Annotated in this window: 20 protein-coding genes; 11 read left to right on the top strand and 9 right to left on the bottom strand. The window is 59.3% G+C overall.

The annotated features are described in order from the left end of the window. The first annotated feature begins 78 nt into the window (after positions 1-78). The 5 genes from N018_RS03950 (at position 79) to N018_RS03930 (ending at position 5,632) form a co-directional block, all read left to right on the top strand. Positions 79-1,674: an ABC transporter substrate-binding protein gene (locus N018_RS03950; RefSeq protein WP_024645572.1), complete on the top strand. Its 1,596-nt coding sequence runs from the start codon at positions 79-81 to the stop codon at positions 1,672-1,674. A 72-nt stretch (positions 1,675-1,746) separates the two neighbouring features. Further along, entirely contained in the window at positions 1,747-2,757 is a 1,011-nt protein-coding gene (locus N018_RS03945; protein WP_024645573.1) for an ABC transporter permease subunit, read from the top strand. Between the two features lie 10 nt (positions 2,758-2,767). Next, on the top strand, positions 2,768-3,679 hold the full coding sequence (locus tag N018_RS03940) for an ABC transporter permease subunit (protein WP_002555194.1): 912 nt from the start codon (positions 2,768-2,770) through the stop codon (positions 3,677-3,679). Between the two features lie 10 nt (positions 3,680-3,689). After that, complete coding sequence (locus N018_RS03935; RefSeq protein ID WP_025388891.1) at positions 3,690-4,658, top strand: ABC transporter ATP-binding protein; 969 nt, start codon at positions 3,690-3,692, stop codon at positions 4,656-4,658. Further along, a complete protein-coding gene (locus N018_RS03930; RefSeq protein ID WP_024645575.1) occupies positions 4,658-5,632 on the top strand; it encodes a peptide ABC transporter ATP-binding protein in 975 nt (324 codons plus the stop codon). Before N018_RS03935 ends, N018_RS03930 begins: the two co-directional genes overlap by 1 nt. 104 nt (positions 5,633-5,736) lie before the next feature. Here N018_RS03930 and N018_RS03925 read toward each other — a convergent pair whose 3' ends face one another. Both N018_RS03925 and N018_RS03920 read right to left on the bottom strand, forming a co-directional pair. Further along, entirely contained in the window at positions 5,737-8,274 is a 2,538-nt protein-coding gene (locus N018_RS03925) for a PepSY domain-containing protein (protein ID WP_025388890.1), read from the bottom strand. A gap of 163 nt (positions 8,275-8,437) precedes the next feature. After that, positions 8,438-9,601, bottom strand: a complete 1,164-nt coding sequence (locus N018_RS03920) for a type III PLP-dependent enzyme (protein ID WP_024645577.1) — start codon at positions 9,599-9,601, stop codon at positions 8,438-8,440. 672 nt (positions 9,602-10,273) lie between these two features. Here N018_RS03920 and N018_RS03915 point away from each other — a divergent pair. Beyond that, complete coding sequence (locus tag N018_RS03915; RefSeq protein WP_229631255.1) at positions 10,274-11,521, top strand: DUF2599 domain-containing protein; 1,248 nt, start codon at positions 10,274-10,276, stop codon at positions 11,519-11,521. Positions 11,522-11,676: 155 nt separating this feature from the next. On the opposite strand, the gene N018_RS03910 is transcribed toward N018_RS03915, so the two are convergent. From N018_RS03910 to N018_RS03895, 4 genes are read right to left on the bottom strand one after another with little or no spacing between them, the layout of a single operon-like run. Beyond that, on the bottom strand, positions 11,677-12,846 hold the full coding sequence (locus N018_RS03910; RefSeq protein WP_024645579.1) for an osmoprotectant ABC transporter ATP-binding protein OsmV: 1,170 nt from the start codon (positions 12,844-12,846) through the stop codon (positions 11,677-11,679). Beyond that, on the bottom strand, positions 12,843-13,496 hold the full coding sequence (locus N018_RS03905; RefSeq protein ID WP_024645580.1) for an ABC transporter permease: 654 nt from the start codon (positions 13,494-13,496) through the stop codon (positions 12,843-12,845). Before N018_RS03905 ends, N018_RS03910 begins: the two co-directional genes overlap by 4 nt. Positions 13,497-13,509: 13 nt before the next feature. After that, positions 13,510-14,403: a glycine betaine ABC transporter substrate-binding protein gene (locus N018_RS03900; RefSeq protein ID WP_025388889.1), complete on the bottom strand. Its 894-nt coding sequence runs from the start codon at positions 14,401-14,403 to the stop codon at positions 13,510-13,512. Positions 14,404-14,417: 14 nt separating this feature from the next. Then, the gene (locus N018_RS03895; protein ID WP_195757165.1) at positions 14,418-15,176 is read right to left on the bottom strand and encodes an ABC transporter permease; all 759 of its coding nucleotides are present in this window, start codon (positions 15,174-15,176) and stop codon (positions 14,418-14,420) included. Between the two features lie 299 nt (positions 15,177-15,475). On the opposite strand from N018_RS03895, the gene N018_RS03890 reads away from it, so the two are divergent. Beyond that, positions 15,476-17,059: a peptide chain release factor 3 gene (locus tag N018_RS03890; RefSeq protein WP_024645583.1), complete on the top strand. Its 1,584-nt coding sequence runs from the start codon at positions 15,476-15,478 to the stop codon at positions 17,057-17,059. Positions 17,060-17,326: 267 nt separating this feature from the next. Here N018_RS03890 and N018_RS03885 read toward each other — a convergent pair whose 3' ends face one another. Genes N018_RS03885 through selD form a run of 3 tightly spaced genes read right to left on the bottom strand, consistent with a single transcriptional unit; the run spans position 17,327 to position 20,262 of the window. Then, a complete protein-coding gene (locus tag N018_RS03885; RefSeq protein ID WP_025388887.1) occupies positions 17,327-18,091 on the bottom strand; it encodes a sulfite exporter TauE/SafE family protein in 765 nt (254 codons plus the stop codon). 33 nt (positions 18,092-18,124) lie between these two features. Then, the gene (gene mnmH / locus N018_RS03880; RefSeq protein ID WP_025388886.1) at positions 18,125-19,228 is read right to left on the bottom strand and encodes a tRNA 2-selenouridine(34) synthase MnmH; all 1,104 of its coding nucleotides are present in this window, start codon (positions 19,226-19,228) and stop codon (positions 18,125-18,127) included. Continuing rightward, positions 19,228-20,262 carry a selenide, water dikinase SelD gene (gene selD, locus N018_RS03875; protein ID WP_024645586.1) on the bottom strand — a complete coding sequence of 345 codons (1,035 nt, stop codon included), beginning with the start codon at positions 20,260-20,262 and terminating at the stop codon, positions 19,228-19,230. The genes mnmH and selD overlap by 1 nt, the downstream gene beginning before the upstream one ends. 230 nt (positions 20,263-20,492) lie before the next feature. On the opposite strand from selD, the gene N018_RS03870 reads away from it, so the two are divergent. From N018_RS03870 to phnE, 4 genes are read left to right on the top strand one after another with little or no spacing between them, the layout of a single operon-like run. After that, positions 20,493-21,344, top strand: a complete 852-nt coding sequence (locus N018_RS03870) for a putative selenate ABC transporter substrate-binding protein (protein ID WP_024645587.1) — start codon at positions 20,493-20,495, stop codon at positions 21,342-21,344. Next, positions 21,341-22,138 carry a phosphonate ABC transporter ATP-binding protein gene (locus N018_RS03865; RefSeq protein WP_025388885.1) on the top strand — a complete coding sequence of 266 codons (798 nt, stop codon included), beginning with the start codon at positions 21,341-21,343 and terminating at the stop codon, positions 22,136-22,138. Before N018_RS03870 ends, N018_RS03865 begins: the two co-directional genes overlap by 4 nt. Then, a complete protein-coding gene (locus tag N018_RS03860; protein WP_025388884.1) occupies positions 22,132-22,959 on the top strand; it encodes a PhnE/PtxC family ABC transporter permease in 828 nt (275 codons plus the stop codon). Before N018_RS03865 ends, N018_RS03860 begins: the two co-directional genes overlap by 7 nt. Beyond that, positions 22,956-23,723 carry a phosphonate ABC transporter, permease protein PhnE gene (phnE, locus tag N018_RS03855; protein ID WP_025388883.1) on the top strand — a complete coding sequence of 256 codons (768 nt, stop codon included), beginning with the start codon at positions 22,956-22,958 and terminating at the stop codon, positions 23,721-23,723. Before N018_RS03860 ends, phnE begins: the two co-directional genes overlap by 4 nt. Positions 23,724-23,786: the final 63 nt, after the last annotated feature.

The following is a 23,786-nucleotide window of genomic DNA, read 5'->3' as shown; positions in this document are numbered from 1 at the left end:
CTGAAAACCGTTCTGGCGCCGGGCAACAGCCTTGCGTCAGAACACCACCATCGGCGTCAACTCTATGGAGGGTTCACAATGCAACTGTTATCGCTACGCAACTCGATCGCCCTGGCCCTGCTCAGCGTCGCCGTCAGTGTTTCGGCAAAACCTCTGGTGGTGTGCACCGAAGCCAGCCCTGAAGGCTTTGACATGGTGCAATACACGACAGCAGTAACGGCCGATGCCGTGGCTGAAACCGTGTTCAACCGCCTGGCGGATTTCAAACCTGGTACTACCGATGTGATTCCGGCACTGGCTGAATCCTGGGACATCAGCGACGACGGCCTGACCTACACCTTCCACCTGCGTAAAGGCGTCAAGTTCCACACCACCGATTACTTCAAACCGACCCGCGACATGAACGCCGACGATGTGCTCTGGAGTTTTCAGCGTCAGCTGGACCCGAAACACCCGTGGCATGACAAGTCGAGCGTCGGCTTCCCCTACTTTGAAAGCATGGGCTTCAAAGAGCTGTTGAAAAGCGTCGAGAAAACCGACGACTACACCGTCAAGTTCAGCCTGACCCGCCGCGAAGCGCCATTCCTGGCAGACATAGCCATGGCTTTCGCCTCTATCTACCCGGCCGAATACGCCGACCAGTTGCTGAAAGCCAACAAGACCGGCGACCTCAACAGCAAGCCAATCGGCACAGGACCGTTCATCTTCCAGCGGTACGCCAAGGATGCACAGGTCCGCTTCAAGGCCAACCCGGAGTACTTCCGAGGTAAGCCGCCATCCGAAGCGCTGATCCTGGCCATCGCCACTGACAACAACGTGCGCCTGCAGAAGCTCAAGGCCAATGAATGTCAGATCGCGCTGTACCCCAAGCCGGACGATATCCCGAGCATCAAGAAAGACCCGAACCTGAAAGTCGATGAACTGGAGGCGATGACCACCGGCTATATTGCGATCAACACGACGCACAAGTACTTGAGCGACGTGCGGGTACGTAAAGCCATTGACATGACGTTCGACAAGAACGCTTATGTCAACGCTGTGTTTGGCAAAGGCAATGCGCTGGTCGCGGTCAACCCGTATCCGCCGACCCTGCTGGGTTACAACAACAGCCTGAAGAATCCGCCGGTTGACCTGGACAAGGCACGCGCCTTGCTGAAGGAAGCAGGCGTACCGGAAGGCACTACGTTTACCCTGTTCACCCGCAACGGTGGTGGCCCGACCAACCCCAACCCGATGCTCGGCGCGCAAATGATGCAGTCTGATCTGGCCAAAATCGGCATCAAGATCGACATTCGTGTCATGGAATGGGGCGAAATGCTTAAACGCGCCAAGAATGGCGAACATGACATGGTGTCTGCCGGCTGGGCAGGCGACAATGGCGACCCTGATAACTTCCTGACCCCGATGCTCAGTTGTGAAGCGGCAAAAAACGGCGAGAACTACGCCCGCTGGTGCAATGCCGATTTCCAGAAACTGATCGATCAGGCTCGTGAAACAGTGAACCCGGAGGAGCGCGCCGCGCTCTATGAGCAGGCCCAGGTAATATTCAACAAGGATCAGCCGTGGATCAGTATGGCTCACACCAGAATGTTCACGGCCATGCGCAACAACGTTGAGGGCTACCAAATAAGCCCGCTCACCACTAACAACTTCGCCACTACCAGGGTGAAGTAGAAAAATAATCCGGCGAGCTCTACCCGAGACTCGCCGGAGCACGCCTAACCGGCTGATGAGGTACACACCAAGATGTTTAGTTTTATCGCCCGCCGAGTGGGGTTGTTGATACCCACTTTCTTCGGCATCACCTTATTGACGTTCGCACTGATTCGTCTGATTCCGGGCGACCCGGTCGAAGTCATGATGGGTGAACGCCGGGTCGATCCGGAAATGCACGCTCAGGCCATGGAACGTCTTGGCCTGAACAAACCACTTTATGCCCAGTACATCGACTACATCGGCAAGCTCGCCCAGGGCGACCTCGGTGAATCGCTGCGTACGCGCACCAGTGTCTGGAGTGAATTCACTTCGCTGTTTCCGGCAACGCTCGAACTGTCGATTGCCGCACTGATCTTCGCGGGTATCCTCGGGCTGCTTGCAGGCGTAATCGCCGCACTCAAGCGAGGGTCCCTGTTCGACCATGGGGTCATGGGCATTTCCCTGGCCGGCTATTCCATGCCGATCTTCTGGTGGGGCCTGATCCTCATCATGTTTTTCTCGGTGACCCTGGGCTGGACCCCGGTGTCCGGGCGGATCGATCTGCTGTATGACATTCCGCCAGTAACAGGTTTCATGCTGATCGACACGCTGCTCAGCGACGAGCAAGGCGCGTTCCTCGATGCCCTGCATCACCTGATTCTTCCGGCCATCGTGCTGGGCACCATCCCGCTGGCAGTGATCGCCCGGATGACCCGCTCGTCGATGCTTGAAGTGCTGCGTGAAGACTATGTGCGTACAGCCCGTGCCAAAGGCCTGTCGCCTGCACGCGTAGTGTTCGTTCACGGCCTGCGCAATGCGCTGATCCCGGTGCTGACCGTCTTCGGTCTGCAGATCGGCACACTGCTGGCCGGTGCGGTTCTGACCGAAACGATCTTCTCCTGGCCCGGCATTGGCAAGTGGCTGATTGAAGCCATTGGCGCGCGGGACTACCCGGTCGTGCAAAACGGCATTCTGCTGATCGCCTGTCTGGTGATCCTGGTCAACTTCGTGGTGGACATCCTCTACGGCTTTGCCAACCCACGCATCCGTCATCAGCGCTGAGATCATCGATATGAGCACCCCTACTCCTGCGGTAGCAGTCGATCAAAGCCTGCTTTACCCATCCCCGTACAAAGAATTCTGGCAAGCGTTCTCGAAAAACAAAGGCGCCGTTGCCGGCCTGCTGTTCATGATCCTGATCGTGTTCTGTGCCCTGTTCGCCCCATGGGTTGCACCCCATGACCCGAGCGAGCAATACCGCGACTTCCTGCTGACCCCTCCGGTCTGGCTTGAAGGCGGTCAATGGCAGTTCATCCTTGGCACAGACGAGCTGGGCCGCGACCTGCTGTCGCGCCTGATCCAGGGTTCGCGCCTGTCGCTGCTGATCGGTCTGGCATCGGTTGTCATGTCGCTGATCCCGGGCATCCTGCTGGGCCTGCTGGCCGGTTTCTTCCCTCGCGTACTCGGCCCTTCGGTCATGCGCCTGATGGACATCATGCTGGCCCTGCCCTCGCTGCTGCTGGCCGTCGCCATTGTGGCAATCCTCGGCCCTGGCCTGATCAACACCGTGATCGCCATCGCCATCGTGTCGCTGCCTTCCTATGTTCGTCTGACCCGCGCTGCGGTGATGGGCGAGCTGAACCGCGACTACGTGACAGCTGCACGTCTGGCCGGTGCAACCCTGCCGCGCCTGATGTTCATCACCGTGTTGCCGAACTGCATGGCACCGCTGATCGTTCAGGCAACATTGAGCTTCTCGTCGGCAATTCTCGACGCCGCAGCACTGGGCTTCCTGGGGCTTGGCGTACAACCGCCAACGCCTGAGTGGGGCACCATGCTCGCCTCGGCGCGCGACTACATCGAACGTGCCTGGTGGGTCGTGAGCCTGCCCGGTCTGACCATTTTGCTCAGCGTGCTGGCAATCAACCTGATGGGCGACGGTCTGCGCGATGCGCTGGACCCGAAACTCAAAAACGCCGCCTGAGGAGATTCGCATGTCACTTCTTGAAATCAAGAATCTCAACGTCCGCTTCGGCGACACTACTGCTGTACCTGTTGTGGACGGCCTGTCCCTGAGCGTCGACAAGGGTGAAGTACTGGCCATTGTCGGCGAGTCGGGCTCCGGCAAGTCGGTGACCATGATGGCGCTGATGGGGCTTATCGACTCCCCTGGCATCATCACCGCCGACGCGCTCAATTTCGACGGCAAGGACCTGCTCAAGCTCAACTCCAGGCAGCGTCGTCGCATTATTGGCAAAGACCTGGCAATGGTGTTCCAGGACCCGATGACCGCCCTTAATCCAAGTTACACCGTGGGCTTCCAGATCGAGGAAGTCCTGCGTCAGCACCTGAACATGTCGGGCAAGGCTGCACGCCAGCGTGCGCTGGAGCTGCTGGAAAAGGTCGAAATCCCTGGCGCCGCTGCGCGTCTGAATGCCTACCCGCACCAATTGTCGGGCGGCATGAGCCAGCGTGTGGCGATTGCCATGGCCATCGCCGGCGAGCCAAAGCTGTTGATCGCCGACGAGCCGACCACTGCACTGGACGTGACCATCCAGGCGCAGATCATGGAACTGCTGCTAAGCCTGCAGAAAGAGCAGGACATGGCCTTGGTGCTGATCACTCATGACCTGGCCGTGGTGGCAGAAACTGCGCAACGCGTCTGCGTAATGTACGCCGGTCAGGCGGTCGAAGTGGGTCAAGTGCCTGGCCTGTTCAACGTGCCAGCCCACCCGTACAGCGAAGCCTTGCTGGCGGCCATTCCCGAGCACAGCATGGGCGCCGAGCGCCTCGCCACGCTGCCGGGCATGGTCCCGGGCCGCTATGACCGTCCGCAGGGCTGCCTGCTGTCGCCGCGCTGCCCGTATGTGCGTGACAACTGCCGGACGCAGCGTCCGGATCTGGCCCCCAAGGCGCATAGCCTGGCTCGTTGCTTCTATCCCTTGAACCAGGAGGTGGCGTAATGAGCGTCGTACTTACCGCCCGCGACCTTACCCGTCACTACGAAGTTTCTCGCGGCTTGTTCAAAGGTACCGCGCTGGTGCGCGCGCTTAACGGCGTGTCCTTTGAACTGGAAGCAGGCAAGACCCTGGCCGTGGTCGGCGAATCCGGCTGTGGCAAGTCGACTCTGGCCCGCGCCCTGACGCTGATCGAAGAGCCTTCATCCGGCTCGCTGAAAATCGCCGGCCAGGAAGTGACCGGGGCCAGCAAGTCCGAGCGCAAACAGCTGCGCAAGGACGTGCAGATGGTCTTCCAGAGCCCTTACGCCTCGCTCAACCCGCGCCAGAAGGTCGGTGACCAACTCGGCGAGCCACTGTTGATCAATACCAAACTGTCAGCCGCAGAACGCCGCGAAAAAGTGCAGGCCATGATGGCTCAGGTCGGTTTGCGCCCTGAGCACTATCAGCGCTACCCGCACATGTTCTCCGGCGGTCAGCGTCAGCGTATCGCGCTGGCACGGGCGATGATGCTGCAGCCGAAAGTACTGGTGGCGGATGAACCCACCTCGGCGCTGGACGTGTCGATTCAGGCGCAGGTGCTGAACCTGTTCATGGACCTGCAGAAGGAATTCAATACCGCCTATGTATTCATTTCCCACAACCTGTCGGTGGTGCGTCATGTCGCCGATACGGTGTTGGTGATGTATCTGGGCCGCCCTGCGGAAATGGGTCCCAAGGAAGAAATCTATAACCGCCCGCTGCACCCTTACACGCAAGCACTGCTGTCAGCGACCCCAACCATTCACCCGGACCCGCTCAAACCGAAGATCAAGATCGTCGGCGAGCTGCCCAACCCTCTCAACCCGCCAAGCGGCTGCGCCTTTCACAAGCGCTGCCCCTACGCGACCGAGCGTTGCGCAACAGACGTCCCGGAACTGAGGCTGGTCGATAACCGCCAGGTGGCTTGCCACTACGCGGAGCAGTTTGTAGCGGCGTAGCTTCAGGCTATAAGACTATCGTGCCCACGCCAGCGTGGGCATGCAGTTCTGGACGCTCCGCGTCAGATCTTGCTCGCATGCCGACACATTGCTACGAGCGCCATTCAATACACATCCCGCCGATAGCGCCCCTGCTCGATCAGCTCGCTGAGTGCCTGCTCGCCCAACACTTCCTTCAAGACCTCATCCACCCCCGCCGCCATACCCAGCAAGCTGCCGCAGATATAGATGGCCGCCCCCTCGCTTACCCATGCGCACAGTTCATCCGCGGCTTCGCGCAAGCGGTCCTGCACGTAGATTTTTTCTGTTTGATCACGAGAGAAGGCCAAGTCCAGCCGAGTCAGATAACCGGCCTCCAGCCAGCCATCGATTTCTGTACCGCAATGGAAGTCGTGCGCCCGGTTACGCTCGCCAAATAGCAACCAGTTGCGCACAGCCCCTTGAGCGATGCGCGCCTTGAGCAAACTGCGTAACCCGGCAAGTCCGGTGCCGTTGCCCAGCAATATCAACGGGACCGGCTCGGTCGGCAGGTGAAAGCTGCCGTTGCGGCGTAACCGCAGGCTGATGGCACTGTCGAGCGCCGCATGCTCGGTCAACCAGCCGGAGCCCAATCCCAGACTGCCATCGGGATGAATTTCCTGACGCACAATGAGTTGCAGACAGGCATCCTCAGGGATCGACGCAATCGAGTACTCACGAGCGGACACCGGCGCCAGCGCATTAACCAGCGCTTGCGCATGCATCCCTACCAGATGCGCACGGTTTTGCGGCAGTTGACGGCTGGCCAAGGCCTGTAAAAGCGACTCCTGCAACGCATCGACCTGCACGTGGGTAAACGGATCGATACCCAACCCGTTGAGAAACTGTTCAATGACAGATGCCGGGGTTCGGGGCATTACTTCGACCAGATCACCCGCCTGCCAATTGGCGGATACTGGCGCTATCAGGCTCAGCAGATACACCTTCGAGCCGCTGCTGCCAGGGTTCAGGTGCTCGCGACGCGCCAGGGTCCAGTTTTCGAAAACAGGACCCTGCCAATTGCTCGATTGCGGCACAGATCCGGTCAGTTGTCCGAGCTGCTGCTGCCATTGCTGCAACGCTGCGGCATCGACCCTGTCCACTTCGACCGGAGCAAACAACGTGCGAGCACCACATTGCGCCAGCCATTCGTGCAGGCGATGGGCAAAACCGCAGAAATGCGGGTACTGCCGGTCACCCAGCGCCAGTACCGCATAGTTAAGCGTATCCAGAACAAGCGGACTGCCCAGCAGCTTGCGCTCGAAGCCCCGAGCGCTGTCCGGCGCCTCTCCGTCGCCAAACGTACTGACGATAAACAGCGCGTTCGCGCTTTGGCTCAGGTCATGCTCGGTCAAATCGCCGAGTCGCCGTACGTGCGCAGGCACTCCTGCAACCTGTAACTGGCTGGCGGTCTGCCACGCCAGTTGCTCGGCAAAACCGCTTTGACTGGCGAAACCGATCAGCCAGGAAGGCGTATCAGCAGAAACGTCTTCTGGCACTCCTTCTGGCACAGCAGAACGAGCGCTTTTGATATCGCGCTTTTTTCGCCGGCGGTCCAGGTACAGCAACCAGCCAGTAATGAAAAACAGCGGCATCATCAACGATGCGCCAGTCATGACGATTCGGCCGACCAGGCCGAAGTAGCTGCCGACGTGCAGCGCATAGTTGCTGGCCAACAGCTGCGCACCGAAGCTGCGCTCGGCATAGCGCGACACCGAACTGACCCGCCCATTGGCTGGATCAAGTGTGATGCTGTTCAGCGCACGCGGGTGCGGAGAGTCCTTGAGCAGGTAAAACACGCTAGCTGCCTGACCGCCTGCAGCAGGCAAACGCAGGTTATAGGAGCGCAGCTCGGGCCCGGCGGTTTTCTGAATGCTGTCCCAGATGGCCACATAATCCACTACCAACGGCGCTTTGCTGCTGGCACCACCCGCAGAGACTTTGCGCTGCTCCAGCGGCGAGTCGCCCAGCCATTTGTTCAGACCATTGCTCACCCAGTCATAAGACCAGGTCAGGCCGGTGATGGCGAAGAGCAGATAGAACACCAGGCACCATGTGCCAAAAATCGAATGCAGGTCCCAGTTGAAGCTACGGCCCTTTTTCGCCCAGTCCATTGTCAACCAGACACGCCAGTTCAGCGCCTGGCGAGGCCAGCGCAGATACAACCCGGACAGACAGAAGAACAGCAAAATAAGCGTACAGACCGCCGTAATCTGCTTGCCCACTTCACCGGCGGCGAGGTAGCGATGCAATTGCAGGACAAAATCGAAAAAGCCTTCACCGACGGCATCGCCTTTAAGCTCGCCGGTATAAGGATCGAAATTACGTTTGGGACCTCGCCGCTCGCCGGGTTCAGGGGTGAAATACACCTGAGCGGCCCGATTGCCAAGGGTTTCGACACGCAGAATGGCGACAGTCAGGCCGGTTGCGGCCTCCAGCTTGTGGACAAGTTCGATGGGCGGCAGGGTGGCGGCACGCGCCTCAACGAGCAGCACGTCCGGATTCAGAACATCGAGAATTTCGTCCTCGAACGAATACAGGGCTCCGGTAATGCCCATCAGGGCCAGCACCAGACCTGCCGTGATTCCGAAGAACCAGTGCAGCTGAAACAAGGCTTTCTTCAACACGCTCGCTACTCTCACTCATATTGCGCGGCGCAATTAATGCACCGACGACCATATCGTGTCCATCTGTAACGTGTCTTTTGCCCTAAACAAAACCCCGTCTGTCATGAAAAACGGGACAAAAAAAAACCCACTTTCATGGGCTTTTTTCTGACGCAGGAATTTACAGGTAGAACGACTTCAGCGGCGGGAAGCCATTGAATTCCACTGCGCTGTAGCTGGTGGTGTAGGCACCGGTCGACAACCAGTACATACGGTCGCCGATGGCCAGATTGAGCGGCAGGCCATACTTGTAGTTTTCGTACATGATGTCGGCGCTGTCACAGGTAGGACCGGCGATGACAACCTCTTCCATCTCGCCCTTCTTTTCGGTCCAGATCGGAAACTTGATGGCTTCGTCCATGGTTTCGATCAGGCCGGAGAATTTGCCCACATCGGTGTACACCCAACGCTCGACTGCGGTACGCGACTTACGCGCGACCAACACCACTTCACTGACCAGAATCCCGGCGTTTGAAATCAGCGAACGGCCTGGCTCCAGAATGATTTCCGGCAGGTCATCACCGAAGTCTTCTTTCAGGAAGCGGATGATCTCTTCGGCGTAGGTTTCCAGACTGTTGGTGCGGGTGATGTAGTTGGCCGGGAAGCCGCCGCCCATGTTGATCAGCTTGAGAACGATGCCATCTTCTTCTTTCAGACGCTCAAAGATCACTTTGACCTTGGCGATGGCAGCATCCCAGACGCTGATGTCGCGCTGCTGCGAGCCAACGTGGAACGAGATGCCGTAAGGCACCAGACCCAGATCGCGGGCAAGAATCAGCAGATCCATGGCCATGTCGGTCTGGCAGCCGAATTTGCGCGACAGTGGCCAGTCAGCCGTAGTCGAGCCTTCGGTCAGGATGCGCACGTAGACTTTCGAACCCGGTGCCGCCTTGGCAATGTTGCGCAGGTCGGCTTCGGAGTCGGTCGCAAACAGACGCACGCCCTTCTCGTAGAAGTAGCGAATGTCCTTGGATTTCTTGATGGTGTTGCCGTAGCTCATGCGTTCCGGGCCAACGCCACAGCTCATGACCTTGTCCAGCTCGTAGATCGACGCGATGTCGAAGCTCGAACCCTTTTCCTTGAGCAGATTGATGACTTCAACGGCCGGGTTGGCCTTGACCGCATAGTAAACCTTGGCGAATTCGAAGCCCGCGCGCAGGTCGTCATATGCCTTGCTGATTATGGCGGTATCAATGACCACGAACGGAGTTTCTTGCTTGTCAGCGAACGCCTTCATTTTCTTGAAGGTTTCGGCTGAGTAGTAGTCTTCGACATTGATCGACATGCTGCTGGAACTCCTGATGGCAAACGGTATTGGTAAATGGGTGCAAATGAACGCCCTCTGTATCCCCACTTTGGTTCGCCTACTTCCCAAGGCATGTCGCCGAAAGCAAAAAGGCCCTGAAGGGCTGCCTTCCTGGCCTTGCTGTCTCGTCGTCAGTACTTGAGCCGGATGGATCGTTTCCAGCATGGACGTTCGGCGCGAACTTTAGGACCTGAGGGGTTATAGATCAACAAAAAATCTCGCATTTGCAGACGTTTCTGCCGGTACGGCACGTATGCCCCATTGTATTAACCGACCTGCATGACAGCCTGATGTTCATTTTGGAAAGGATTTGCTGATGATCTGCCACTTTTTTCGATCCCCCTGTCAGCGTAAGACCTGCCCTTTCCCCTGGAAAATGTTCCAGATTCTGAGCCCCTTTCCCGCCGAAATAGCCTCCAGGGCCGACCGTCAAAAGATGTAACAGTCACTGCACCCCCGCCCGGACTACTTGGCAAAACCTGACGCAAGCACCCGCCTGACCGTTGGCACTAATAACAGCCACTGTAGCGCTCAAACGTTCTAACCCACTGTCAGTTCTGACAGTGTTCGCCCCTCGCAGACCTGCTTACGCTCCTTGTGCACGAAGCAAAAATTTACTGACTGCTTTTCCACAGGAAAGAGGAATGGGGCATGGATCGCCTAAAGACAATACTCATCGCACTTTCATTAGCGGCCTTATTGGCTGCGCCTTCCGTGTATGCAGGTCAAGGCACCGACGTTGCCTGGCTGATGAGCTACTACTACAACCGAACGCCGACTGATTGCGGAACGGGAAGACCGCTTGATCAGTGCTCAGGGCTGAGGCTGCGCGGCACGGATAGCGGGCAGGCCTTCGAACCCTGGGACCCAAGCCCGAACTCGGTCAAAAGCGGTGGCGTCTCGATGTCATTCTTGCGCAAGGACATAAAATATAAAGATCTGGGTCTGAAAAAGGCCAACGGCTTCGTTTTGAAACCGAATGATTTCATTAGCAAGAACGAAAACAAAATAAGTACGTTGTGTTTCTTTCCCCTGGACGCCTGGACGGACTATCGAACCCATGAGGGGTGCAGCGAAAACAGTAACACGACGACCTATATTGAAAAAACCTGTCAGGACCTCGGGGTTAAAACAGCAGAGCAATGGCTGGCTGATTACCGAAGGGTCAACAGCGATCATCAAAAACAATGCGGGTTCGAAATCAAAGATCGCGCTGATAAAGCCGAATCATTTTGGCAGGGTGTCCGTGCCAGACAAATGATCCAGAACGACAGAGATGCCATGGAAACCCAAAGCGAAATACGGGTGCCTGCATGGGGGGCAGAAGAGGACGCGCAGCTACCGGTCCTTGCCTTCATCTACACGCCCAACCCTGGGCTACCGTCCGGGCTGGAAAAAGCCAGGGGCGACCAGAAACGGTACTTTCAGAAGACCGGCAAATGGGTCCCTGTTATCCGGGTGGACCTGCCGACAACAAACAATGTCGACGCCCGCTTCACCTACAACGAGGGTGATCAACACCGAGACGCCCCGGTCCCTAAAATCGACAACGAATGCAAGAGCTATATTGCCAGCGCCACCTGGTTGCAACGAGACGACCCGTTTCTCAAAGGCCAACCCTGGTCGCTGCAAATTACGCCCACCGAATGCGGCAGGAATATGACCAAACAGCAGCAAGCGGCAGCGTATGCCGAGCTGTTCAGCAAATACGGCAATGACAAGCAATGGAATCCCGATAACGGCAGCATGTACCAACAGTTGGTGTGCCATTTGGAATGGAGCGGCGACGATAACGGCAAAAAGATCTACACCCGCGACAAACGCGTCTGGAACCTCGAACCTGTTCGCCCGGCGGTCTCATGGGATGAAGTGTTCAAACAGGGCTGCAATCCTTACTAGAAGCTGTTCCCTGCGCGAACTTATTCGCAAAGAATCAGGCACCTGCGTAGGTATGTTGCCTGCCTGAAGTGCCGATTTCACGAATGAATTCGTGTCTCAGGGATCGGGAGTGGGTCTTGAACCCTGCGCCTTGGCGGCGCAGGGTTCGCTCGCCATCAGCTCGCGGCTTCTGCCGCAGCCGTTTCAGCCGGCGAAACAATACTGGTCTTCATGCCACGCGAACGGCCCGAGCTCAGATAAGCCGCAATCGACTCCTGCGTGACCTCACCCAAGAACACGTTCTCGGCATCCAGCACCGGCAGCCAGGCACGGTTGAACTCGTACATGCGCGACAGCAGAATGCGCAGGTGCTCGTCGTACGCTGCGGTGGCATTGAACTCTTGCAGGAACTGCGCGCACGTACCCTGCTGACGATGCAGATCACGACGACGCACATAGCCCATTGCCTTGTTCTCGCTGTCGGTGACAACGATGTAACGACGGTCATTTTCGTCCATCACTTCCAGCGCATCGGCCACCGGAGTTTCCGGACTGACGGACGGCGCGTTGTCGGCGGCGTCTTCGGCCTTGACCAGCAGCAGGCGTTTGAGCGTGCTGTCCTGGCCAACGAAGCTGCTGACGAAGTCGTCCGCCGGGTGCGCGAGCAAGGTGTCCGGGTGGTCGATCTGCAGCAGTTTGCCGCCACGGAAGATTGCGATCTTGTCCCCCAGCTTGATGGCTTCGTCGATGTCGTGGCTGACCATGATCACGGTCTTGTTCAGCGCCCGTTGCATCTCGAAGAACTCGTTCTGGATCATCTCGCGGTTGATCGGGTCGACCGCACCGAACGGTTCGTCCATCAACAGCAAAGGCGCGTCGGCGGCGAGTGCGCGAATCACACCGATCCGCTGTTGCTGACCACCCGACAGTTCACGCGGGTAGCGGTGCAGGTACTGTTTAGGCTCAAGCTTGATCATGCTCATCAGTTCGCGAGCACGGTCATGGCAACGCTGCTTGTCCCAGCCGAGCAGCTTGGGCACCACCACGATGTTCTCTTCGATGGTCATGTTCGGGAACAGACCGATCTGCTGAATCACATAGCCGATATTACGACGCAGGGTCACTTCGTCCAGATCGGTAGTGTCTTCGCCGTTGATCAGCACTTTGCCGGAGGTCGGCATGATCAGACGGTTGATCATTTTCAGCGTGGTGCTCTTGCCGCAGCCCGACGGGCCGAGGAAGACGCAGATTTCGCCTTCGTTGACCGTGAGGCTGACCGAATCGACAGCCTTCACTTCTTTGCCGTTGCTCTGGAAAGTCTTGGAGAGGTTCTGGAGTTCGATCATTTCAGTAATCCTTTTGGAGTCAGCGTGCGTTGCAGCCATTGCAGAAGCAGGTCGGCGATGATGGCCAGAATGCTGACCAGAATCGCGCCGACGATCAGCATCGACATATCGCTGCGGCTGATAGAAGCAAGAATAAGTACACCCAGACCACCGGCACCGATGGTTGCGGCGATGGTCATGACACCGATGTTCATCACCACCGCGGTGCGCACACCGGCAAGAATGACGGGCACGGCGATAGGCAGCTCGACCATGCGCAGGCGCTGGCCGAACGTCATGCCGATGCCTTTGGCGGCTTCGCGGATACCCGGCTCGACGCCGGTCAGCGCCAAATAGGTGTTACGCATGATCGGCAGCAGCGAGTAGAGAAACACTGCGGTAATCGCCGGCATCGGGCCAAGGCCCTGACCGAACTTGGAGTAGAACGGCAGCAGCAGGCCGAACAGGGCAATCGACGGCACTGTCAGCAGCACCGTGGCGCTGGCTTGCAGCGGACCGGCCAATGCCGGGAAACGCGTCATCAGGACACCCAGCGGCACACCGACGAGGATTGCCAGGGTCACTGCGATGCCGACCAGCGTGATGTGCTGCCAGGTCAGGTGCAGAACCTGTGCCCAGTCCAGATGGGAGAAGGCGCTCAAGAAACTCATATCGTCTCCTTCCTTAATTTATCGGGTGCTGACGCAGGAAATCTGCGGCAACGGTGGAGGGGCTTTCGTGGCCGACGTCGACACGAGCGTTGAGGTCGATCATGGTCTGGGTGTCCAGCAGGTCGGCCAGTGGTTTGAGCAACGCGGCGATGTCCGGGTGCTTGTCCAGGTAGTCCTGACGGATTACCGGAGCAGCGGTGTAGTCCGGGAAGTAGCTTTTGTCGTCTTGCAGCACCTTGAGTTTGAAGGCGTTCAAGCGGCCGTCTGTGGTGTACACCAGCCCGGCGAACACCTGGCCGTTACGCAACGCGGTGTAGACCAGCCCGGCGTCCATCTGCCGCGTGTTCTCACGACCAAGATTCATGTCGTAATGCTTGACCATGCCGAGCAATCCGTCAGAACGGTTGGCGAACTCGGTGTCCAGCGCTACGAGATGACCCTCGTTGGCTTCGTCCTTGAGGACTTTAGTCAGGTCGGTCATGGTGTTGACCTGTGGGTACTTGTCGGCGACTTTCTGCGGCAAGGCCAAGGCATAGGTGTTGCTGAACTTCGACGGGGAAAGCCAGACCAGACCTTTCTTTGCGTCGAGTTCCTTGACCCGGGCATAGGTCTGCGCGCTGTCGAGCTTTTCATCGATGTGGTTGTAATTGACCAGTGATACACCGGTGTACTCCCAGATCAGATCCAGCTGGCCGCTTTCCTGGGCACTGCGCGCCAGGGTGCTGCCCAGACCGCCGGTGACTTGCACGTCGTAATTTTTGGTCCGCAGGTATTGCGCAGTGAGTTCAGACAGCATGGTCTGCTCGGTGAACACCCGCGCGCCAACGCGCAGCAGCGGTTTATCAGCCGCTTGGGCCAATGCCGGCAACAGCACGGCAAAGCCTAGAAACAAGCATAATTTTTTCATTGGATTTCCTTCGCTCAGCGAGTCAGGCCACGTTCCAGCCAAGTACGACTGGCGAGTGTCACCAGGCCATCGAGCAGCAACGCGAGCAGAGCGGTACACGCTGCGCCCAGCACCAATTGCGGCTGATTGTTCAAGGCGATGCCCGGGAAGATCAGGCTGCCAAGGCTGTTGGCACCGATCAGGAATGCCAGCGGCGCAGTACCGACGTTGATCGCCAATGCCACTCGCACACCGCCGACGATGATCGGCACGGCGTTGGGCAATTCCACTTGCCACAGCACCTGGCGCGGGGTCATGCCGATGCCGACGGCAGCTTCCTTGAGCGAGCCCTGAACGTTTTTCAGGCCTTCATAGGTGTTACGCACGATAGGCAACAAGGAGGCGAGGAACAGCGCGAAGATGGCAGGTCCGCTGCCGATCCCGAGAATACCGAGGGCAATGGCCAGAACGGCGAGAGGCGGAATGGTATTGCCAATGTTGAATATCTGCATGAAGCGTTCGGCGCGTCCAACCATACTCGGTCGACTGAGGGCAATACCCGCAGGGATGCCGACCACCAGGGCCGCCAACATTGAAACCAGAACCAGAATCAGGTGAGCCTGAAGGTAGAACAACAGGTCATCCTGGTATTGCTTGATAGTACTAATGCCGATCCAGTGGATCAGCAGGGCCAGGAATGCGATTGCAACCGCACCTCCCAATAGCCCCTTGCCATAGCGATTTGCCACAGGCGGACTCCTTATTTCAGTCGGCGAACGCGTTGATCTGGACATCCGGAAAGGACGCCGACAATAACGTTCGCGAAGAGCAGCGGGTGGGTCGCCGGTAAGGGTTTAACCTCGGCGAAAACACAAGCCATAAGCGCAGCTTCGTCAAACCAACATGCTGATGAATCAGCCCCTTGCGTTGGCTTCGTTGCGAGCCTTGACGGGGGAGTGGACGTCTCCACGACCCGAAAGGTTCCCACACGAGACATTATCTCGCCATCGTTTATTGTCTGAACGGTTCGGATATTGCCGCAAGTTGAGCTATAATCTGCGCCCTTTTTCGATCCCATCCCAGGCGATTTCCCATGACCCAACAGGCCGCCGAAGTCGCGAAACGCCGCACTTTCGCCATTATTTCCCACCCGGATGCGGGTAAAACCACCATCACGGAAAAACTCCTGCTGATGGGCAAGGCCATTTCCATCGCCGGTACGGTCAAGTCGCGTAAATCCGACCGTCACGCCACCTCCGACTGGATGGAAATGGAAAAGCAGCGTGGTATCTCCATTACCACATCCGTGATGCAGTTTCCGTATCGCGACCACATGATCAACCTGCTCGATACCCCGGGCCACGAAGACTTCTCCGAAGACACCTACCGCACCCTGACGGCGGTCGACTCGGCATTGATGGTTCTCGACGGTGGTAAAGGCGTCGAGCCACGCACCATCGCCCTGATGGATGTCTGCCGACTGCGCGACACGCCTATCGTCAGCTTCATCAACAAGCTCGACCGTGACATTCGTGACCCGATCGAACTGCTCGACGAAATCGAAGCGGTCCTCAAGATCAAGGCGGCGCCGATCACCTGGCCGATCGGCTGCTACCGGGACTTCAAGGGTGTCTATCACCTGGCGGACGACTACATCATTGTCTACACCGCTGGCCACGGTCACGAACGCACCGAGACCAGGATCATCGAGAAGCTCGATTCGGACGAAGCGCGCGACCACCTGGGCGACGAGTACGACCGTTTTGTCGAGCAACTGGAGCTGGTTCAGGGCGCCTGCCATGAGTTCAATCAGCAGGAGTTCATCGACGGTCAACTGACCCCCGTGTTCTTCGGTACGGCACTGGGCAACTTCGGCGTCGATCACGTACTTGATGCGGTGGTGAACTGGGCTCCCAAACCACTGGCACGCGTGGCCAACGAGCGTACCGTCGAGCCGGTCGAAGAGAAATTCGCCGGTTTCGTGTTCAAGATCCAGGCAAACATGGACCCCAAGCACCGCGACCGGATTGCCTTCATGCGCATCTGCTCGGGCCGCTATGAGAAAGGCATGAAAATGCGCCACGTACGCCTGGGCAAAGACGTGCGGATCGGCGACGCGTTGACATTCTTCTCCTCGGAACGTGAACAACTGGAAGAAGCCTACGCAGGCGACATCATCGGCCTGCACAACCACGGCACCATTCAGATCGGCGATACCTTCACTGAAGGCGAAGCACTGGGCTTCACTGGTATCCCTCACTTCGCCCCGGAACTGTTCCGTCGCGTGCGCCTGAAGGATCCGCTCAAGTCCAAGCAACTGCGTCAGGGCCTGCAACAGCTGGCCGAAGAAGGTGCCACCCAGGTGTTCTTCCCGCAGCGCAGCAACGACATCATTCTCGGTGCCGTCGGTGTACTGCAGTTCGATGTGGTCGCCAGCCGTTTGAAGGAAGAGTACAAGGTCGAATGCGCCTACGAGCCGATCACCGTCTGGTCGGCCCGCTGGATCGAATGCGCCGACAAGAAGAAGCTCGAAGAGTTTGAAAACAAGGCGGTGGAAAACCTGGCAGTGGACGGCGGCGGTCACCTGACCTACCTCGCCCCTACCCGCGTGAACCTTGCCCTGATGGAAGAACGCTGGCCTGACGTGAAATTCCGCGCTACCCGCGAGCATCACTGACGATTGCGCGGGCATGAATTCCAGGCCCGCAAGCCACGCAAACTTTTGCGAAGTTCACGGAAGAGCGTGAAGCTGGTTTTTTGTAGGAGCGGACTTGTCCGCGAAGAGGGTCGTACATTCTCAGAGAATTTATCGCCCTGCACATAGCCTTCGTGGACAATCAAAGCTTCGCCAGGTCCGCTTCTACAGAGGCCGGGCGAAACCCTCGAGGCCTTATGCGCTGGTCAAAAAACGTACTAAAAGACAAGCATGTCAGCCCTGAAGCACCTAGCCCGCGATCAGCAAATGCAGCCCCAGCAGACCCATCCCGATAAAGAACATGCGCTTGAACAACACCGCGCTGATCCGCTGCCGTAGCCATTGGCCGAACAGCATGCCCAGCAGCGCCGGTGCCAGTGCCAGCATGGACGCACCCAGTTCCGCACCGCCCAACGCGCCGCTCCATGACAACGCGATTGCCAGCGCAAGGGTAGAAACGGTGAACGACAATCCCAACGCCTGTATCAGCTGATTACGTTCAAGCCCGAGCGCTTGCAGATAAGGCACGGCCGGAATCACGAAAACCCCGGACGCCGAAGCAATGACCCCGGTGACCAAACCACACAACGGCCCCAGCCAGCGTTCGGCACTCGCCGCGACCCTGAACGTCGGCAGGAACAGTCCACTCAGCGCATAAAGCAGCAGCGCCCCGCCCAGTACCCGCGTCATCGAATGACTGCCGCTCATGCCCAGCCAGAAAGAACCGGCCAGCGTGCCGATACAGATCATGCTCAGCATCGGCCATAGACGTTTCAGCAGCGGCCGCAAATTCCCGCCGGCGGCCAATTGCCAGACGTTGGTCAGGGTCGAGGGAATGATCAGCAGTGCCGCAGCCTGCGCCGGCAACATCGCCAGGCCCAGCAGGCCCATCGCTATCGTCGGCAGACCGAGGCCAATGACCCCCTTGACCATGCCCGCCAGCAGAAAGGTGCCGATCACCAGCGCCGAAAGGCCCCATCCAAGGTGTTGGTAGAAATCGAAGACTGTGCTCATGGCATCCCTGTCCGCTTGCTAAAGGCCTCGCAGCTAACCCCGCCGCGCTGCACGCTCATTCAAATAACCCGACACTTCCATCTGATTGCCCGCGAATTCGATGCGGGCCGCTTTCTGTTCGCGTTGATAACCGTACATCGGGTCGTAGTATTCGCCGAGCAGACCTTCGATCCAGCCCTTATGCAGGTCAACCGCGCCGCTGCGCTGTTGCTCTTCAAGCGCCGCCTGCATGAGCAACAGCAAACGCTGATGACGCTCGCCGCCCAGGCGTTTGTGAATGTTGTTCAGGCTTTGCAGCAGGCGATCGGCGAACAGCCCGAAGCCGAGCTCTTCGCCCTTGACGTTGATGAACTCGGCGCAGAGGTCGACCACGTAATCCGCCAGAATGCGCTCGACGCGATGTTCAAAGCTGTCTTCCAGCCAGACCATCGGACAGTTTTGCATGGCTTGGTGCAGCTCCAGCGGCACGTTGCAGCTGCCGACCAGACGGCTTTCGTCTTCGACAACGAATTGCTCGATACCGGCTGCTCGTTTTTTAAGCAGGTCGATGGCCAGACGGTTCTCGAAATCGATCTGCGCCGGTTGCCCGGTGGCGCGCTTGCCGAAGCTGGAGCCGCGATGATTGGCAATCCCTTCCAGGTCGAGGCTGTTGGACAACCGGGTCAATACTTCGGTCTTGCCGGTGCCGGTCATGCCGCCGAGAACCACCAGCTCACACTCGGTCACGGCGGCGTGCAAGGTGTCGAGGAGGAAGGTGCGCATGGCCTTGTAGCCGCCGAGAATGCGCGGGTAATCGACCCCGGCGTCTTTCAGCCAACGCTGCACGGTCTGCGAGCGCAGACCGCCGCGAAAACAGTACAGATAGCCATTCGGGTTGGCCCTGGCGAATTCGACCCAGGCCTCGACTCGCTCGTCCTTGACCTGACCGCAGACCAATTGATGCCCGAGTTGAATCGCCGCGTCCTGGCCCTGTTGCTTGTAGCAGGTGCCGACCTTCTGCCGCTCGATGTCGTTCATCAGTGGCAGGTTGATCGCACCCGGAAAAGCGCCCTTGGAAAACTCCACCGGGGCGCGGGCATCCATCATCGGCACATCGTTGAGAAAGAGTGCGCGGTAGTCGCTGCTGTTGTCGGCCATCAGAACACCTCGACGGCGTGGGTCTGTCGCTCAAGCAAGGTGCCGATAGGGTTGAGCAGCAAGCCGAGTTCGGCAGCAACGGTGAGAAACTCCGCTTCGCCTTCAGGGCTGACCGCGACCAGCAGGCCGCCGCTGGTCTGCGGGTCGCACAACAGGTCGCGCTGGGCATCGCTCAAGGCCGCGATCCTGTCGCCATAACTGTCGAAATTGCGCAATGTGCCGCCCGGCACGCAGCCCTCGGCGATGTAGTGCTCGACGCCGGCCAGGCGCGGCACGGCGGCGTAATCCAGGCGTGCGGTAAGGCCCGCGCCGTCAGCCATTTCAACCAGATGCCCGAGCAGGCCGAAACCGGTCACATCGGTCATGGCCATTACACCGGCCAGCTTGCCGAAGCGGCTGCCCGGCTTGTTCAGGGTACACATCCAGTCGCGTGCCAGACCGACGTCCTCTTCGCGCAGCTTTGCCTTCTTTTCGGCGGTCGTGAGGATGCCGATACCCAGAGGTTTGGTCAGGTACAGCGTGCAGCCGGCCTGGGCGGTGTCGTTGCGCTTCATGTGCTTTTTCTGCACCACACCGGTGACGGCCAGACCGAAGATCGGCTCCGGCGCATCAATGGAATGGCCGCCCGCCAGCGGGATACCGGCAGCGTCGCATACGGCACGACCGCCGCGAATCACTTCGCGCGCCACTTCGGGCGGCAGCACGTTGACTGGCCAGCCGAGAATGGCGATGGCCATCAGCGGGTCGCCGCCCATTGCATAGATATCGCTGATGGCGTTGGTGGCGGCAATGCGGCCGAAATCGAACGGGTCATCGACGATGGGCATGAAGAAGTCAGTGGTCGACACCACGCCGCGCTCGTCGTCCAGCGCGTAAACCGCTGCGTCGTCACGCGAGGCATTGCCGACCCAGAGTTTCGGATCAAGGTTCTGCGCGCCGCTGCCGGCGAGTATCACGTCCAGCACCTTGGGGGAAATCTTGCAGCCACACCCTGCTCCGTGACTGTATTGGGTCAGGCGGATTGGCTCATTCATGGCGACACTCTCGGTAAGCGGGAAACAGGCTGCGGAGTCTAGGTGCTGTTCGCATATCAGCGCAAACCGCGTCGCCCGCCGGTTGTGCCAGCCGACAGTACGCTGCTTAACTGGCCTTTCTCGCCATGCCTCTTATAATCCCCGCGCACCACCACTGAATCCTGCGCAACGCTGCCTGTTCACTCACGCGGCCTTCGCCCCTTTTTTCACTATTGAACCGGAGAACTTCCATGCTCAAGCGTACCCTGGCGCTCGCCGCCGGCCTTGCCCTGTCCTTCTCCGCGCTGACCAGCCATGCAGCCGACACCCTGCGCGTTTCAGCCATTCCCGACGAAGCACCCACCGAACTGCTGCGCAAATTCAAACCGCTGGGGGCTTATCTGGAACAACGACTGGGCATGAAAGTCGAGTTCGTCCCGGTGGCGGATTACCCGGCAGTGGTTGAAGCGCTGGCCACCGACCGGCTCGACATGGCCTGGCTGGGCGGCTTCACCTTTGTTCAGGTCAACCTCAAGACTGGCAACGCCGTGCCGCTGGTACAGCGCGAACAGGACGCCAAATTCACCAGCAAATTCATCACCTCCGATCCGAACGTGAAAAGCCTCGCCGACCTGAAGGGCAAGACGTTTGCCTTCGGCTCGGTGTCGTCGACATCCGGCAGCCTGATGCCGCGCTATTTCATGCTCAAGGAAAACATCAAGCCGGAGACGTTCTTCAGCCGCGTCGCTTACTCGGGCGCGCATGACGCGACCGCTGCCTGGGTTCAAGCTGGCAAGGTCGATGCGGGCGTATTGAATGCCAGTGTGTGGGACAAACTGGTCGCCAGCGGCAAGGTAGACACCAGCAAGGTCCACGTCTTCGAGACCACACCGGCTTATTTCGACTACAACTGGACCGTGCGCGGCAGCCTCGACCCAGCACTGGCGGCGAAGATCAAACAGGCATTCCTTGACCTCGACCCGGCCAACCCCGAGCAGAAGGCGATTCTCGATTTGCAGGCCGCCAGCCGTTTCATCGAGACCAAGCCTGAGAACTACAAGGGCATCGAAGAAGCCGCTCGCGCTGCCGACCTGCTGAAATGACCCTGCGTCTGTCCGCCATCGACCTGCGCCACAGCAATGGCACGCTGGCGCTGCGCGGGCTGGACCTGAGCATTGATCGCGGCGAGCGTGTGGCGATTATCGGGCCATCCGGGGCGGGCAAGACCACCTTGCTCAACCTGCTGGCCAGCGCACTGCCGCCCAGTGCCGGGCAACTGGAAGTGCTGGGGGCAAATCCCTGGCAACTCTCCAGCAGACAACGCCAGCAATTGCGCAGCCGCATTGCGCTGATTCATCAAGCACCGCCGTTACCGCCGCGCCAGCGCGTGGTCACGGCGGTAACGGCGGGCAAGCTGGGGCAATGGGGGCTGGGCAAAAGCCTGTTGAACCTGCTGCATCCACTGGACGTGCCCGGCGCACGCGCAGTGCTGGCGCGCCTAGACCTGGCCGACAAACTGTTCGAGCGCTGTCAGCAGTTATCCGGCGGTCAGTTGCAACGCGTCGGCATCGCCCGCGCCTTGTATCAAGCCCCTGAACTGTTATTGGCCGACGAGCCTGTTTCGGCGATGGACCCGCGTCTGGCCGATCACACGCTCTCGCTGCTGTGTCAGCACGCCATCGAGCACAATGTGACGCTGGTCGCCAGCTTGCACGCCGTAGAGCTGGCGCTGGCGCACTTTCCACGCATCATCGGCGTGCGTGATGGACGCATCCACTTCGATCTCCCTGCCAGCGAGGTCGAACGGCAACACCTCGACACACTGTATGCCAATGAACAACTGAGCCCTCAGAACCCCTCCAGCGTCGCCGAAACGGCCTGGACGCCACGATGCTGAGTCGGGATCAGCGCGACCCGGCGGCGGTACCGCGTCTGTTGCTGGCGCTGCTGGCCATCGCACTGCTGTGGCCGGGCATTCGTCTGGCCGAGCTGAATCCGTTTGTACTGCTGCAAGCCGATAACGCCAGAACGATGGGCAATTTTCTCGCCGGGTTCTGGCCCCCTGCGCATTCCGCAGAATTCCTCGGCCTGCTACTGGAGGCCACCCTGCAAACCCTCGCCATCGCCACTGCCGGTATCGCCCTGGCGCTGCTGCTGGCTGTGCCGGCAAGTCTGCTCGCCAGCAAGGCGCTTTCGCTGTCGGCAGCTTCGCGTGGCGGGCGTACCGGCTGGCCGGGCCAATGTTTACGCTGGCCGGTGCGCGGCATCCTGATCTTCCTGCGTAGCGTGCCGGAGATCGTCTGGGCGCTGTTGTTCGTGCGCGCGGTCGGCCTCGGACCCACTGCCGGCGTGCTGGCCATCGCCATTACTTACGCGGGCATGCTCGGCAAGGTGTACGCCGAGATTTTCGAATCAGTGGATCAGCGCCCGGCCCACGCCCTGCTCCAGTCGGGCAGCGGACGCCTCGCGGCGCTGGCCTACGGCATCCTGCCCAACGCCGCAGCCGAGTTGACTTCTTACACCGTGTATCGCTGGGAGTGCGCCGTGCGGGCCTCAGTGGTCATGGGCTTTGTCGGCGCAGGCGGACTGGGGCAGCAGATCGATCTGTCGATGCGTATGTTCGCAGGCGATGAGGTGGCGAGCATGCTGCTGACGTTCTTGCTGCTGGTGCTGCTCGCCGACCAGCTCAGTCGCTTGCTGCGCAGGCAGTTCACATGAGGCGCGCAGGTAACGTACTGCTGTTGCTGGCGATGGTCGCAGCGGTGGCCGGATCGTTTCTGTACCTAGGCATGGACCTGTTTACGCTGGGCAGTCACGACAATCTGACACAGATGGGCCGTTATGCGCTGCGCTTCATGAGCCCGGATCTCAGCGGCGATCATGTACAGGCAATCGCCAAGGGCGCGCTGGAAACTCTGGCCATGTCGGCACTGGGAACGTTGCTGGCAGCCATCGGCGGTCTGCTGCTCGCGTTGCCCGCTGCCGGGCGTTTGGGCTGGCCGTTGCGCAGCCTGAGTCGTCTGCTGTTGAATGCGCTACGCGCCATCCCCGAACTGGTGTGGGCGGTGCTGATGGTGCTGGCTGCCGGGCTCGGACCCAATGCGGGCACGCTGGCACTGGCGCTGCACACCACAGGGGTGCTCGGCCGCCTGTTTGCCGAAGCGCTGGAAAATACCTCGCCAGAGCCCGCCGCTGCGATTCGTCTGCAAGGTGGCAGCGCGTGGCAGGCATTCGTCTACGGCACACTGCCCGATCTGTGGCCGCAGTTGCTGGCCTACACGCTGTACCGCTGGGAAAACAACATTCGCATGGCCAGCGTGCTGGGCTTTGTCGGCGCAGGCGGACTGGGGCAGATGCTTTACGTCAGTCTCAGTCTGTTTCAGGAGGCGCAGGCCAGCAGCGTGATCCTGGCGATGCTGATCCTGGTGTTCGCCGTCGATGCGTTGAGCAGCTGGAGCCGCCAGCGCTGGGTGCGCAACTGACCCGATACCCGCAAACCAAAACGCCACGTCCCTGAAGCTCAGGGCCGTGGCGTGATCAGCAGA

The organism is Pseudomonas syringae CC1557 (assembly GCF_000452705.1).
Classification (GTDB): Bacteria; Pseudomonadota; Gammaproteobacteria; order Pseudomonadales; family Pseudomonadaceae; genus Aquipseudomonas; species Aquipseudomonas syringae_F.
The sequence above is the reverse complement of the archived record's forward strand: the minus strand, read 5'-3'. Positions and strand labels throughout refer to the sequence as shown.

Bases quoted from the DNA above. Each gene is read 5' to 3' on its own strand.
- N018_RS03950 (WP_024645572.1), top strand. From the start codon at position 79: ATGCAACTGTTATCGCTACGCAACTCGATCGCCCTGGCCCTGCTCAGC.
- N018_RS03945 (WP_024645573.1), top strand. From the start codon at position 1,747: ATGTTTAGTTTTATCGCCCGCCGAGTGGGGTTGTTGATACCCACTTTC.
- N018_RS03940 (WP_002555194.1), top strand. From the start codon at position 2,768: ATGAGCACCCCTACTCCTGCGGTAGCAGTCGATCAAAGCCTGCTTTAC.
- N018_RS03935 (WP_025388891.1), top strand. From the start codon at position 3,690: ATGTCACTTCTTGAAATCAAGAATCTCAACGTCCGCTTCGGCGACACT.
- N018_RS03930 (WP_024645575.1), top strand. From the start codon at position 4,658: ATGAGCGTCGTACTTACCGCCCGCGACCTTACCCGTCACTACGAAGTT.
- N018_RS03920 (WP_024645577.1), bottom strand. From the start codon at position 9,601: ATGTCGATCAATGTCGAAGACTACTACTCAGCCGAAACCTTCAAGAAA.
- N018_RS03915 (WP_229631255.1), top strand. From the start codon at position 10,274: ATGGATCGCCTAAAGACAATACTCATCGCACTTTCATTAGCGGCCTTA.
- N018_RS03910 (WP_024645579.1), bottom strand. From the start codon at position 12,846: ATGATCGAACTCCAGAACCTCTCCAAGACTTTCCAGAGCAACGGCAAA.
- N018_RS03905 (WP_024645580.1), bottom strand. From the start codon at position 13,496: ATGAGTTTCTTGAGCGCCTTCTCCCATCTGGACTGGGCACAGGTTCTG.
- N018_RS03900 (WP_025388889.1), bottom strand. From the start codon at position 14,403: ATGAAAAAATTATGCTTGTTTCTAGGCTTTGCCGTGCTGTTGCCGGCA.
- N018_RS03895 (WP_195757165.1), bottom strand. From the start codon at position 15,176: ATGTCCAGATCAACGCGTTCGCCGACTGAAATAAGGAGTCCGCCTGTG.
- N018_RS03890 (WP_024645583.1), top strand. From the start codon at position 15,476: ATGACCCAACAGGCCGCCGAAGTCGCGAAACGCCGCACTTTCGCCATT.
- N018_RS03885 (WP_025388887.1), bottom strand. From the start codon at position 18,091: ATGAGCACAGTCTTCGATTTCTACCAACACCTTGGATGGGGCCTTTCG.
- mnmH (WP_025388886.1), bottom strand. From the start codon at position 19,228: ATGGCCGACAACAGCAGCGACTACCGCGCACTCTTTCTCAACGATGTG.
- selD (WP_024645586.1), bottom strand. From the start codon at position 20,262: ATGAATGAGCCAATCCGCCTGACCCAATACAGTCACGGAGCAGGGTGT.
- N018_RS03870 (WP_024645587.1), top strand. From the start codon at position 20,493: ATGCTCAAGCGTACCCTGGCGCTCGCCGCCGGCCTTGCCCTGTCCTTC.
- N018_RS03865 (WP_025388885.1), top strand. From the start codon at position 21,341: ATGACCCTGCGTCTGTCCGCCATCGACCTGCGCCACAGCAATGGCACG.
- N018_RS03860 (WP_025388884.1), top strand. From the start codon at position 22,132: ATGCTGAGTCGGGATCAGCGCGACCCGGCGGCGGTACCGCGTCTGTTG.
- phnE (WP_025388883.1), top strand. From the start codon at position 22,956: ATGAGGCGCGCAGGTAACGTACTGCTGTTGCTGGCGATGGTCGCAGCG.